Origin of the sequence: Halorussus salilacus (assembly GCF_024138125.1) — an archaeon.
In the GTDB taxonomy this organism is placed as follows: Archaea; Halobacteriota; Halobacteria; order Halobacteriales; family Haladaptataceae; genus Halorussus; species Halorussus salilacus.
The window spans coordinates 115,707-127,351 of record NZ_CP099994.1; the positions used below are offsets into that span (position 1 = coordinate 115,707).

The 11,645-nt window shown below is 66.7% G+C and carries 13 protein-coding genes; 6 read left to right on the plus strand and 7 right to left on the minus strand.

From position 1 onward, the window contains the following. Nucleotide 1 precedes the first annotated feature (1 nt). The gene (locus NGM10_RS16185) at nt 2-595 is read right to left on the minus strand and encodes a GNAT family N-acetyltransferase (RefSeq protein ID WP_253484571.1); all 594 of its coding nucleotides are present in this window, start codon (nt 593-595) and stop codon (nt 2-4) included. 103 nt (nt 596-698) lie between these two features. Here NGM10_RS16185 and NGM10_RS16190 point away from each other — a divergent pair, with 103 nt between their 5' ends. From NGM10_RS16190 to NGM10_RS16200, 3 genes are all read left to right on the plus strand, one after another. Beyond that, nucleotides 699-1,808, plus strand: coding sequence for a M24 family metallopeptidase (locus NGM10_RS16190; RefSeq protein WP_253484574.1), 1,110 nt, complete (start codon nt 699-701; stop codon nt 1,806-1,808). Continuing rightward, entirely contained in the window at nt 1,793-2,092 is a 300-nt protein-coding gene (locus NGM10_RS16195) for a Rossmann-fold NAD(P)-binding domain-containing protein (protein WP_253484577.1), read from the plus strand. Before NGM10_RS16190 ends, NGM10_RS16195 begins: the two co-directional genes overlap by 16 nt. Before the next feature lie 123 nt (nt 2,093-2,215). Then, entirely contained in the window at nt 2,216-3,373 is a 1,158-nt protein-coding gene (locus tag NGM10_RS16200) for a hypothetical protein (protein ID WP_253484578.1), read from the plus strand. A 19-nt stretch (nt 3,374-3,392) separates the two neighbouring features. On the opposite strand, the gene NGM10_RS16205 is transcribed toward NGM10_RS16200, so the two are convergent. The 4 genes from NGM10_RS16205 to NGM10_RS16220 all read right to left on the minus strand — a co-directional run bounded on the left by NGM10_RS16205 (nt 3,393) and on the right by NGM10_RS16220 (nt 6,811). Then, entirely contained in the window at nt 3,393-3,761 is a 369-nt protein-coding gene (locus tag NGM10_RS16205; RefSeq protein ID WP_253484582.1) for a cupin domain-containing protein, read from the minus strand. Between the two features lie 88 nt (nt 3,762-3,849). Beyond that, nucleotides 3,850-4,452 carry an HD domain-containing protein gene (locus NGM10_RS16210; protein ID WP_253484585.1) on the minus strand — a complete coding sequence of 201 codons (603 nt, stop codon included), beginning with the start codon at nt 4,450-4,452 and terminating at the stop codon, nt 3,850-3,852. Nucleotides 4,453-4,596: 144 nt separating this feature from the next. Beyond that, the gene (locus tag NGM10_RS16215; protein WP_253484587.1) at nt 4,597-5,871 is read right to left on the minus strand and encodes a putative manganese transporter; all 1,275 of its coding nucleotides are present in this window, start codon (nt 5,869-5,871) and stop codon (nt 4,597-4,599) included. Nucleotides 5,872-6,094: 223 nt separating this feature from the next. Next, the gene (locus NGM10_RS16220) at nt 6,095-6,811 is read right to left on the minus strand and encodes an EthD domain-containing protein (protein ID WP_253484590.1); all 717 of its coding nucleotides are present in this window, start codon (nt 6,809-6,811) and stop codon (nt 6,095-6,097) included. Nucleotides 6,812-6,980: 169 nt separating this feature from the next. Between NGM10_RS16220 and NGM10_RS16225 the strand changes: the two genes are divergently transcribed. Beyond that, complete coding sequence (locus NGM10_RS16225; protein WP_253484592.1) at nt 6,981-7,937, plus strand: ATP-grasp domain-containing protein; 957 nt, start codon at nt 6,981-6,983, stop codon at nt 7,935-7,937. Nucleotides 7,938-8,032: 95 nt separating this feature from the next. Continuing rightward, nucleotides 8,033-8,959 carry an ATP-grasp domain-containing protein gene (locus NGM10_RS16230; protein ID WP_253484595.1) on the plus strand — a complete coding sequence of 309 codons (927 nt, stop codon included), beginning with the start codon at nt 8,033-8,035 and terminating at the stop codon, nt 8,957-8,959. Between the two features lie 369 nt (nt 8,960-9,328). Here the strand turns inward: NGM10_RS16230 and NGM10_RS16235 are convergent, their stop codons facing one another. Next, on the minus strand, nt 9,329-10,378 hold the full coding sequence (locus tag NGM10_RS16235; RefSeq protein WP_253484598.1) for a M50 family metallopeptidase: 1,050 nt from the start codon (nt 10,376-10,378) through the stop codon (nt 9,329-9,331). Nucleotides 10,379-10,529: 151 nt separating this feature from the next. Here NGM10_RS16235 and NGM10_RS16240 point away from each other — a divergent pair, with 151 nt between their 5' ends. Further along, nucleotides 10,530-10,874: a hypothetical protein gene (locus NGM10_RS16240; protein ID WP_253484602.1), complete on the plus strand. Its 345-nt coding sequence runs from the start codon at nt 10,530-10,532 to the stop codon at nt 10,872-10,874. A gap of 67 nt (nt 10,875-10,941) precedes the next feature. Here NGM10_RS16240 and NGM10_RS16245 read toward each other — a convergent pair whose 3' ends face one another. Further along, the gene (locus tag NGM10_RS16245; RefSeq protein WP_253484604.1) at nt 10,942-11,574 is read right to left on the minus strand and encodes a hypothetical protein; all 633 of its coding nucleotides are present in this window, start codon (nt 11,572-11,574) and stop codon (nt 10,942-10,944) included. Nucleotides 11,575-11,645 lie beyond the last annotated feature (71 nt).

Genomic DNA, 11,645 nt, shown 5'->3' on the forward strand with positions numbered 1-11,645 from the left:
GCTACCACGGCATGGTATTTAGGTGACGTTGCCGAGACGCGCAGGTCGGCGGGCGGCGGGTCGGCGGGCGGCCGACCGGTCGGCCGCCCGCCGGTGGGCGCGACGGTGCGGTTGGCGCGACCCCACTACCGCACCCGCTTTTCCATGACAATCTCGTCGTACTCGCGGAAGTCCAGCGGATACGGCCCCGTCTTCTCGTAGCCGCGGCTCCGGTAGAAGTCGGGAGGAAGGGGTGGTCCTCGGGCGTCGTGAGCCGAACCACGTCGCGACCCCACTCGCGAACGACCTCCTCGGCGAAGCCCAGCAGACGACCGCCGATTCCCTCGCCCTTCCAGTCCTCGTGGACGCCGAGGCGGCTGAGTTTCACCCGCTCGGAATCGGTCACTTCGAGTCGGACGCCGCCGACGACCGCTTCCTCCACCTCGGCGACGAACACCCGGTTCTCGCGGGGCCACTCCGAGACGTCGTCGGCGGTCGCCGACCCCGCCTTGGCGGGGAACCCGAGGCGGCGGTTCTCCGCGTACGCGCTCCGGTACACCTCTGCGAGCCGTTCGGCGTCGTCGGCGACGGCCTCCCGGATTCGAGGGTCGTCCATGCGCGGTCGTGTTCGGGGACCCACAAATGAGTTTCCGTGGTCCGGCTGCGATTCCGGTCCGTCACCGCGTACATTTAAACCGAATCGCGCGCAAGCTCACGACATGAACGTCTTCGAGGAGCGAACCCGGCGGTGTCGGGACCGACTCGCCGAGGTAGGTGCCGACGCCGCGGTCCTGTTCCCGAGTACCAATCTGTTCTACGCCTCGGGGTTCCGCGAGGAGCCGATGGAGCGACACCTGTTCCTGTTCGTCCCCCGAGACGGCGACCCCGTCTTCGTCGCGCCCGAGATGTACGACGAGCAGATTCGGGACGCCTCGTGGGTCGAGGACCTCCGGCTGTGGGCCGACGGCGAGGACCCCGGCGGGCTCGTCGCCGACCTCGCCGACGAGATGGACCTGCGCGGCGGTCGCCTCCTCGTTGACGACACCATGTGGGCGCTGTTCACCCAGGACCTCCGGGAGACGCTTCCGGACGCCACGTTCGGCCTCGCCAGCGAGGTGTTCGACGACCTCCGAGTGCGCAAGGACGAGGCCGAGCTCGACGCGCTCCGGGAAGCCGGAGCGCTCGCCGACGAGGTCAGCGTCGCGGCCCGCGAACTGGGCGAGGACGCCGTCGGGATGACCGAGACCGAACTCGCCGACGAGATCGACCGCCTGCTCTCGGCGCGCGGCGGCGAGGGCCTCTCGTTCGAGACCGTGGTGGGGTCGGGTCCGAACGGCGCGAAGCCCCACCACCGCCACGGCGACCGAGAGATAGAGCGCGGCGACCCCGTGGTGCTTGACTTCGGCGCGTCCGTCGGCGGCTACCCCGGCGACCAGACCCGAACGGTCGTGTTCGCGGGCGACCCGCCGGAGGGTTACGAGGAAGTCCACGAGACGGTGCTGGAGGCCCAGCGGGCCGCGGTGCAAGCGGTCGAACCCGGCGTCCCCGCCGCGGAGATTGACCGGGCCGCGCGCGAGGTCATCGAGTCGGCGGGCTACGGCGAGCAGTTCACCCACCGCACGGGCCACGGCGTCGGCCTCGACGTTCACGAGCACCCGTACATCGTCGAAGGCAACGAGACGGAACTCGAACCGGGGATGGTGTTCAGCGTCGAACCCGGCGTCTACCTCCCCGGGGAGTTCGGCGTCCGCATCGAGGACCTCGTGGTGGTCACCGACGAGGGCTTCGAGCGCCTCAACGACTCCCCGAGAGCGTGGGAACCGCTCTGAGCGACAGTCACACCCGGACCATGACCTACCTGAGCCACACCGTCCGGTCGCTCCTGCGCGACCCGATTCCGGGCGAGACCGTCCGGCTCGTGTTGACCCTCGCGGAGGCGACGACTCCCGACGAGGTTCGCGCCGAGGTCGAATCGCTGGACGGCGACTTCCACCGCGAACTCCAGTTCGACAGGGTCCTCGTGACGGTCGGACACGAGCGGTTGGAGGCCGTCTGTTCGCTCGACGGCGTGACCGAGGTCGAGACCGACGCCGTCGTGGGGTATCCGTCGTAGCGACCCCGCCGGGGGTGGCGGGCCAGCATTCAGACCGGACCGAGCAGGCCAGCACACGGACCGCGCGAGCAAGCAACTTGAAGTGATGGAGCGGCGTACAGGTGTGCGGGGAAATGGGGGAGCATGCACGAGAAGACCGAACGGCACACGAGAGCCATCCACGACGAGTCGGTGGCGACGATGGGGCGGCGGCGGTTCATGGACACACTTCTGGGTCTCGGATTCGGCGCGCTCTCGGCCGCGTTTCTGACAGCCGAGGACGTGCGGGCCGCGAGCGACGACGAGGTGCCGGTGGTGTACGGACTGGTTCGCGAGGGCGAGGAACTTCAGCCGCGGCGCAAGAGCGTCCCGGCCGACTGGTACGACGACTTCCGGACCGCGGTCGCGGCGAACCGCCGACTCGGCGCGGTCGAGACCGACGACGTTGCTAGCTCGGCCGTCGAGCCCGGCGAGTACGGCGGCGCAAACGCCGCCATCCGCGTCGAGGTCACGAGCGAGGACGCCCGCGGGGAGGTCCCCGAGGAGTTCGAGCAGGTGCCGGTCGAGGTCGAGAAGGTAGCGCGGGTCGAGTCCGGCGAAGCCACCGAGCGCGGGGACGACTCGACCGCCCCGGGCTCCGAATCGGAAGATTCGGAGCCCGAGACGGTCGAGGGCGGCATCCCCGGGAGCGTCACCATCGGGAGCGAGGACCTCTACGGCACGCTCGCACCAGCGATGCGCGACCCCGAGGACGGGTCGCTGTACTTCGCCACCGCGAACCACATCTACGACGGCAGCGACAACGGCGGCCAGCCGCTCTACCTCCTCGACGGGGGCAAGACCAGAATCGGGACGGTCGAGACTGGGTATCCCGAGTCGGACCTGGTCTGTGCGACCCCGGAATCGGAGTTCGAACCCCTCCACGAGATTCGGAACGGCTCGCCCGGGCGCGTCCTCGGGCAGTTCACGCGGGTCGGCCTCTCGGACCTGAAGGCGGAGGGCGAATCGCTCGAAAAGATCGGCGTCAAGACCGGCCACACGACCGGGAAGATACAGGCGGTCGACGGCTTCACCTGCGCGTACGGGGCCGTCTGCAAGCGCGGCCAGCTCAAGTGGGGCAGCGAATCGGACTTCACGGACGGCGACAGCGGCTCGGTCAACTTCCACGCCGACCCCGAGAACCCGGACGCCGGGGTGCTTGTCGGCGGACTCAACAACGCCCGGACGTGGTGGCCCGGCGAGAACTACATCTGGGGCACCGGCGCGTACCACATCACCGAGAAGCACGGTTTCACGTTCTGAGGACGGCCGACGCCCACCTCTACTCCTGCTCGGTAATCGCGTCGTCCTTCTCGCTCGGCGCGCCGACGACGAACACCCGGCCGTCCGAGAGCGCCTCCAGTTGTCGCCACGTCTCCGGCGGGACGACCACGAAGTCGCCCGCTCGGAGGTCGAAGGTCTCCTCCTCGTCGCCGCCCTGCACGGTCATCACGAACTCGCCGTCGGTGACGTAGTAGAGTTCCTCCTGAGCCTCGTGGCGGTGCCAGTTGTTGGTCTCGCCCGTCTCGAACTCCCAGACGCTGGGGCGCATCTCGTCGGGTCGTAGCTGGTAGCCCACCGCCCTGAGTCGGGGTTCGATGCCCTCCACGTCGCGCGGTTCGAGGTCGTCCAGACTGGTCTTCTCGTACATGGGAGGTCCTTCGACGCGCGGCGGGAAAAGCGTGGAGGCGGACGAGCGCGAATCGGTGGTCGGTTCGCCCCCATCGAATCCGGCCCGCTCAGCCGGTCGTCTGGCTGTACTTCTCGACCCACTCCTGCAGGGTGATGCCCATCGCCGACTGGGTGATGGCGTTCGAACTCGCGGAGTTGGCGCTCTTGACGAGTTCGGCTTCGAGGGTCCGTTTGGGCACCTCGCCGAGGAAGTGGGGAATCGCGCGCTGGACCGCGAGGGGACACCCGACCTCGTGGGCCAGCGCGTACCCCGACAGCGAGTGGGGTATCTCCTCGGTGGCGTAGGTCGGGTCGGGGTCGAGCAGTTCGTCGTCGTCGATGTGGTCGACGTACTCGTAGCACTTGCCCACGTCGTGGAGCAGGCAGGCCGCCCGAATCACGTCGAAGTCCGGGTCGGCACCGTGGAAGTCGCGCTGTTGCTCGGCCGAGTCGACCGCGATGCGGGTCACCCCGCGGACGTGTTCGACGTTCGTGACCTCGTGGATGTTCCACGCGTAGGGAACGTCCGAGATATCCCGCCACCCGCCGCGTTCGAGGCCCAGCACCCACGCTTCGACGACCTTCTCGCGGAGCGACTCGTCGGCTACGTCGGCGATCTCGGGGAAGGCGTCCCGCACCTGTGCGTCGTAGTCGGGGGTCTCGTCGGACATGATTCAGTGGTCTCCGGGGCGGAACGTAATGGTTCGTGTCTCGGGCGCGACCGCGCGGCGCGCGGTCGCGCCCGGGTCGGAATCGCTCCCGAATCGGAATCGCTCCCGGGTCGGAATCGTCCCCGAGTCGGGAGGTCGAGGCTCCTACCCCAGCACCCCGAATCCGAACTGGGCGTACGGCCAGAAGTAGTGGAGGCCGACGCCGACCGCGGCCGCCGGGACGGTGGTGTAGATGGTGGCGATGATGGCGGCCTTCATGTCGATGGCCATCAGCGGGAACAGCGCGTCGCCGTCCTGACTGATGGCGTTGGCCGCGAGCGCGGAGAAGGGAACCTCGCCGCTGGCGTATATCGTGGCGAACACGATCTGGGGCGCACACCCCGGAATGAGCCCGAGCGCGGCGCCCGCGAGCGGTGCGAGAATCCCCGCGGCGGCGGCCAGCGCGCCGATATCGAGCGCGAATATCGCCATGGTGTACTCGTAGACGAGGTAGGCCCCGATGACCCAGACCGTGACCATGGCCGTCTCCATCGCCGCGTGCTGGAAGGTGTCGTAGGCGCTCGCGAACGACTCGCGGATGCGACCGGCCTCGCCCGGTCCGACGTAGTGGCGTCCGACGAAGTAGAGGTAGAACGAGAGGGCCGTCCCCGTGAGACCCGCGACCGTGAACACGCCCGAGAAGGTGGGCGCGAATTCGAGCGCGACCTCGGGCGCGCCGCGGCGCAGGTACTCCACGCCCGCCGCCAACCCCACGACGGCCGCTATCCACCAGACGACGTGGGCCGCGTGGGTGAACTTCGTCACGGCGGCCCGCGAGACGAACGGGATGCCGGGCGAACCGCGGGCCGTCCCGTGGTTGTGCGGGTGGTCGCAGGCGGCCGCCTGCGACCCGCCGCGGGCGGGCGACTCGGACCCGGAGATGCTCGGCCCGCCGTCTGCGACGCTCGTCGTGGCGAACCCGCCGTCGGTCATCGGGCGGCCGATTCGCTCGACCGCGCTGTCGACGCGGCCGACGCCCATCCCCCAGAAGTCGATCATGTACCCGAAGGCGACGCCCGCGACGAACGCCATGGCGTAGGCGTAGAGGGCGGCCTCGGGTGCCAGCGCGAGGATGACGAACGCCGAGTCGCCCGCCGTCGCGGCGAGCGCCGCGACGACGGTGCCGAAGCTGACCTTCCCGCGGATGTACAGCGGCATCGCGACTATCGCGCCGCCGCAACCGGGCGTGAGACCGAGGAGCCCGCCAGCCAGCGGTTGGAACCGCTCGTTTTGCTCAAGCATCTCGACGAGCCGTCCGCCCGACCGGTACTGGACCAGACCGAACACCAGCACGGTCAGCGCGACGAACGCGCTGACCTGCACGAAGCCGTCGCGAACGGAGAACACGAGGATGTCCAGCGCCTCGTCGACCCCTATCATCGCGACCCCCTCCGTTCGGACCAACGGCGAGAGCCGAGATATTGCGAGACGAATCTATTTTTTAGACGCATCAAAACCTGCTTCTTCTCGCTCGGACTTATATTCTTCGGATGGATTAATTCTCGGTGCCGGACCGCCGACAGCCGCGGCTACGCTCGTTCGCGCGACGGGCGGCGGAGAATCAATCGGCCGGGAAGGGTCGATTCCGTCTCGGTCTTCCGAACTACGTCTCGTCTTTCTGGACCGTCTCGCGCCCGATGAACCGGGGACGCTCGTCGATGGCGAGGAAGTTGTTCACGTCCTCGCGGGCCTCCTTCGCCTTGCCCTTCTCGGGGTCGTAGTCTCGGCTCCCCTCGCTTCCCAGCGCGTCGTAGAGTTTGTCCAAGTCCTCGAAGTAGAGTTCGGCGATTCCGTCGAACTCCGCGTTCTCCGGGTCGGTCGGCAGGACGGTCGCGTACCGGACCACGCCCTCGATTTCGCGGGCGATGGGCGTGTGGTTGTCCTGCCAGTACTCGACGAACTCCTCGTGGGTCATCCCGTCCTGTCGGACGAGGAACGCCGAGTGCTTGTAGAGACCGTCGGTATCACCGTCCACCTCGTCCTTCTGGAGAATCTCCTCGCCGATGAACCGGGGTCTGCGGTCGATGTCGAGGAAGTTGTCGACATCCTCGCGGGCCTCCTTCGCTTTGCCCCTCTCGGGGTCGTAGTCTCGGCTCCCCTCGCTTCCCAGCGCGTCGTGGAGCGCATCGAGGTCCTCGAAGTAGAGTTCGGCGATGCCGTCGAACTCGGCGTTCTCGGGGTCGGTCGGCAGGACGGTCTGGTAGCGCGTGACGCCCTCGATCTCGCGGGCGATGGGGGTGTGCTCGTTCTGCCAGTGGTCGACGAACTCCTCGTGGGTCGTGTCGTCCCGTCGTACCAGCAAGGCGACGTGTTTGTACATGACTGGACCGTCGGCGGGATTTCCAATAAATCCGCCGATAGACCGACGGGATTCGGGCCGGGCGGCGTCTCGCGCCGGAGGCTGGCGGAAGGCGGCGGAGCCTCGGTACGCTTATTTCGGGGTCCTTCCATCCTAAAGTACTTGTATTCACGCCCGGATTCATCCGGCAATGGTCGTCGTTATCCTCGGTGACACCGAGACGTTCAAAGAACATCAGCTCGTGGGAGAAGCGGTCGAGGAACGGGGCGAGGAGGCGGTCGTGGTCGACGTCGACCGCTGGCCGGGAGACGCCCCACTCGAACACACGGTCGCCAGCGGCGAACTGGTGTTGGGAGAGCCGATTCCGGTCGACGACGTGACCGGCGTGTTCTCGATGATACAGACGGTCTTCCCCGAGTTCGTCCCGACCTACGACTGGTTCGACGAGAAACCGGAGCGGCACGCGTACACCCAACTTCGGGAGTGGCAACAGACCGTGCAGTCGATGCTGGCCGTGTTCGAAGCCCACGGAGCGAGGATAGCGGCCTCTCCGGTCGACCGGTACTGGAACTTTCATCGGCCGTTGATGCTCGAACTGTACGACGAGGACGGTATTCCCGTGCCGGAGACGACGTTCACCAACGACCCCGAGCGCGTCGAGGAGTTCGTCGAGGCCCACTCGAAGGCGGTCGTCCAGCCGGTCAACGGCGGTCGCGGCCTCGAACTGATACGCCCGTCCGACCTCGAACCGGAACGACTGGAGAAGATGGCCGGTGCTCCGATAAAACTCCAGGAGTTCGCTCCCGGTGACGACACGCGGGGGTACGTGGTCGACGGGGAGTTCGCCGGGATGGTCCGATACGACTACGACTCGGACGCCATCTCGTTCCAGAGTCCGTCGGTCGACTACGGGGACATCGAGTCGGTCGCGCTCTCTCCCGGCCCGGACCTCCGCGAGACGGTCGTCCGCGCGGGGGAACTCTCCCCGTCGGCGTACGCCGCCGTCGACGTGCGACTCACCGACGACGGCGAGTTCACCGTGCTGGAGAGCAACACGCCCGGCCGGTTCGCGGCCCACGACCTCGCCGGGTCGACCGACGTGGCCGATGCCATCGCCGAGTATCTGGTCGAGTCGGCGGCCGAATAGCCGCCCGACGGCTCCCGCTTCCCGGGCGACCGTCCGGGTCACCCCGCTCGGTATCACACGTAGTTTTTTACTCTCAGGATGGATTATGCAAACCAATGACGGTTGTACTTATCGGGGAGGCCGAGTACAAGGAATTCGAACTGCTCTCGGACGCGATAGAAGACAGGGGCGGGGAACCGGTCGTGTGGGACACGACCGACTGGCCGAGCGACGTTCCGGTGACCTACGACGTGGGGAGCGACACGGTCACCGTCGAGCGCGAGTTCCGCGTCGAAGAGGTGACGGCCGTCTTCCCGTGGGTACACCACATCTTCCACCCCGCCCTGTCCCGGTACGCAGACGAGTTCGAGGAGCACGGAACCGAGAGCGTGTTCATGATAGCAGACCAGTGGCGGGGCGTCTTCCGTTCACTGCTCGGTCTGTTCGAGAACCACGGCGCGACGGTGTTCTATCCGCCGGGGGCCCAGCAGTACGACGACTGGAAACCGTTACAGCTCGAACAGCTCGCGATGGCGGGGGTCTCGGTTCCGGACACCGTGTTCACCACCGACCCGGACCGCGTCCGCGAGTTCGTCGCGGAACACGGCGAGGTCGTCTACAAGCCGGTCGCCGACTCGACGCGACCGAATCGACTGTCCGAGAGCGACCTCGGGGACGCGCCGCTCGACCGACTGTCGAACGCGCCCGTCCAGTTTCAGGAGTACGCCCCGGGCGACGACGTCCGGGCGTACTTCCTCGACGGCGAGGTCGTCGGCGCGAGTCGCTACGAGATCGACGATTGGACGTACAAGTCGGTCGGTCGCGTCGACGACGCCGAACCGGTGGACCTCCGGGAGGAGGTTCGACGCGACGTCGAACGCGCCGCCCGCGTCTCTCCGATTCGGTTCGGGGCGGTCGACTTGCGTGTCACGGACGACGAACACGCCCTTCTGGAGGTCAATCCCGGTCCCCGATTCGCGTTCCACGACCTCCACGGTGCCACGGACATCGCCGGTGTCCTCGCCGACGCGCTGGTCGAGTGAGACTCAGGGGTAGGCGGTCTCGCGTCTCGACTCGGACCGACGACGGTCTACGCGACCCCTCAGCTCACGATGGTTGCGTCGGCCGTCGAAAAAATCGATTCTGGCGGCCGTCGGCGAGCGCTCGCGCTCGCCGACGGTCGGACCAGTCGTCTACTGCGAGTCCCAGGTGGGGTCGCTGGTGTACATGGTCTGTTCGCGGTCTTCGAGATCCTCTTCCTCGCCGAGGGCTTCGATGAATGTTTCCATCATGCTACATTGTGTAATGGTAACCGGTGTCAATTAAATCTTTTCTAGTTATATCTAACAATTAAGAGCCTCCGCTACGAAAGTGAGACGAGCTGTGGTGGCGACCGGCTCGCTCCCGGCCGTTCAGCGACCGGACGCCGACCGGACCGTTCGGAAGCGCTCGACGATACCGAAGTACGATTCGGCGTAGATGACGACGAGCACACAGAGGACGGCGAGTGACCCCGCGACGTCACCGACGAGATATCCGACCGCCAGATTCACCGCGAATCCGACGATAGCGAACCCGTAGGAGACGGCGGCGTACGCCGCTTGCCACGTCGGGCGGCGCTCCTTGAGGTCCGTTATCCCGCGCGTTCGAACGTTGCGTTCGTCCAGCAAGTCGGTCATCAGCAGATAGCCGTCGCCGTGGATGAGCGGATTGAGGGCGGCGACTTGGAGATTGAAACAGAGGAGCCCCGCCACTGCGACGCCCGGATGCGGCCAGAGCGTGTAGTAGAGCGCGAACATCCCCAGCGTCCAGAGGAGGCCGTAGGCCGGTCCGGCGAGGGTGTTCCACATCCGGCGGTTCCGCGGGAGGACCCAGCCGCCGTGGGTCCGCGTGACGACCGCGGGAATCACGCCGTTGAGAATGGACACGCCGAACGACGGGTCCAGTCCCTGTTTCCGAGCGGTGTGGTAGTGTCCGAGTTCGTGGACGACGACCGAGCAAATCACCATCGGGATGAGAACCGGGGCCGAGTCGAGGAGGTAGCGAATCGGGTGGTCGAGGAACGGCCCGGCGAGCCTCGACGCCGTCGCGACCCACAGCGCTCCGGTGAGACACAGAAGCAGTCCGACCCCGAGCGCGCGGTGCCACAGTCGGATGTCCTCGGGCGGTCGGACTCGCTCGACCGGCGCGCCGTCCCTGACGAAGTCCTTCTCGTCCATCTCCCGGAGGACGGCCGCCGCTCCGGAGTCGTGTCGCTCCGTCTCGGCGATGAGTTCGTCGATGGACAGCTCCGTCGACTTCTCTCTCATGGTCTCGACCACCACCTCGGGGACCTGCTTGAACCGGTCGTCGGGCGACCGAATCCGGTACTTCCCGTCGGCGAAGACCCAGGTGAACCCGTATCGGGTGTCGGTTTCTTCCACCTCCGTTTCGAGGGTCGTTCGTTCCAATAGTGAGAACATAATCTTATTCGTCGTTGTTGAGTAGGAATCGGGTCGGGGAGCTTAATATCTTCGGGTGAAGGAGTTTGATATTACCGTTCGTCGTGTGGTCGCGCTCGCTACCCCGCTCGGGACCGAAAGCTTATCCCGTCGTCCTCTGAATCCCGTCACGATGCCCTCCACCTACGACAATCCGTCGAGCGACAGACCGCTCGGAATCACGATTCTCTGTATCCTCGGCGCTATCGGCGTCGTCGTCAGTTTCTTCGGGGGCCTCGGTGCGCTCGGGAGCGGCGGCGCGGGGATTCTGGTCGGCGCGTTCGTACTCGCGGTCGCGGTCGGACAGGCCGTCGTCCTCAACGGCCTCTGGCGGCTCCAGCACTGGGGCTACAAGTGGGCGCTGGTCTTCTACGGCCTCAGCGCGGTCGTCGACCTCGTGCAGTTCAACGCGCTCGGACTGATACTCGACCTGCTGATCATCGCGTACCTGTTCAGCGTCGAGGACCACTTCGAGTAGCTCCAATCGTCTACCTGACGAGCAAGACCGACCACTTCTGAAAATTCCGACACGGATTCGTAGACGCCTATGGTGGCTTGAGACCCGTCTCGGTCTCGAAGTGGACGTCTACCTGTTGGTTCCAGAGTTGTGCTTCGCCGTCCACTCGGACGTAGACCGTTTCGTTCGCGCCGACGAGGTCGTTCGCCACCTTCCACTGGGCTTCCGTCTGCGGTTTCGAGACGACCGTAATCTCGGTCGTGTCGTTCGGTTCGACTACGAACGTCGGCGTCTTCTCGTCCGGGCAGGGCAGGCCTTCCTTCTCGACGAAGTCGTGGAACGTCTGGTCCGCACCGAGGAGTTCCACGAAGTCACACCCCCGGACCTCGCCCTCTGCAAACGCCGCGAACTCCCCGTCGCGGCCGGACAGCACGCTGTACTGAACGCCGTTGACCGGGACGCGGTACTCGGTCGGATTCCGTATCTCCACGGTGGCGGTGACGCGCACGTCGTCCTCGGCGAGCGACTCGAACGCGACGCGTTCGAGGCCCATCGACGCCCACTCGATGCGCTCGGCGGGAGACTCGTCCGGCGCGACGGTGTCGGTGGTCCGGGTGGTTTCGGCGGCGTCGTCGGCGTCGCCGACACAGCCAGTCGCGAAACCGGCGAGGGGAACCGACCCCGTCGCAACGAGGGACCGCAGGGCGGTTCGACGGTTCACGTCACTCGGTTGACCTGTGTGGGGGAAGTATCTTCCGGTGCGCCAGTAGCGCCGACTTCGGCCGACGGTAT

Excerpts from the sequence above, each read along its gene's own strand:
- NGM10_RS16200 (WP_253484578.1), top strand. The coding sequence starts at position 2,216 with ATGCACGAGAAGACCGAACGGCACACGAGAGCCATCCACGACGAGTCG.
- NGM10_RS16210 (WP_253484585.1), bottom strand. The coding sequence starts at position 4,452 with ATGTCCGACGAGACCCCCGACTACGACGCACAGGTGCGGGACGCCTTC.
- NGM10_RS16225 (WP_253484592.1), top strand. The coding sequence starts at position 6,981 with ATGGTCGTCGTTATCCTCGGTGACACCGAGACGTTCAAAGAACATCAG.
- NGM10_RS16240 (WP_253484602.1), top strand. The coding sequence starts at position 10,530 with ATGCCCTCCACCTACGACAATCCGTCGAGCGACAGACCGCTCGGAATC.
- NGM10_RS16230 (WP_253484595.1), top strand. The coding sequence starts at position 8,033 with ATGACGGTTGTACTTATCGGGGAGGCCGAGTACAAGGAATTCGAACTG.
- NGM10_RS16215 (WP_253484587.1), bottom strand. The coding sequence starts at position 5,871 with ATGATAGGGGTCGACGAGGCGCTGGACATCCTCGTGTTCTCCGTTCGC.
- NGM10_RS16205 (WP_253484582.1), bottom strand. The coding sequence starts at position 3,761 with ATGTACGAGAAGACCAGTCTGGACGACCTCGAACCGCGCGACGTGGAG.
- NGM10_RS16185 (WP_253484571.1), bottom strand. The coding sequence starts at position 595 with ATGGACGACCCTCGAATCCGGGAGGCCGTCGCCGACGACGCCGAACGG.
- NGM10_RS16235 (WP_253484598.1), bottom strand. The coding sequence starts at position 10,378 with ATGTTCTCACTATTGGAACGAACGACCCTCGAAACGGAGGTGGAAGAA.
- NGM10_RS16220 (WP_253484590.1), bottom strand. The coding sequence starts at position 6,811 with ATGTACAAACACGTCGCCTTGCTGGTACGACGGGACGACACGACCCAC.
- NGM10_RS16190 (WP_253484574.1), top strand. The coding sequence starts at position 699 with ATGAACGTCTTCGAGGAGCGAACCCGGCGGTGTCGGGACCGACTCGCC.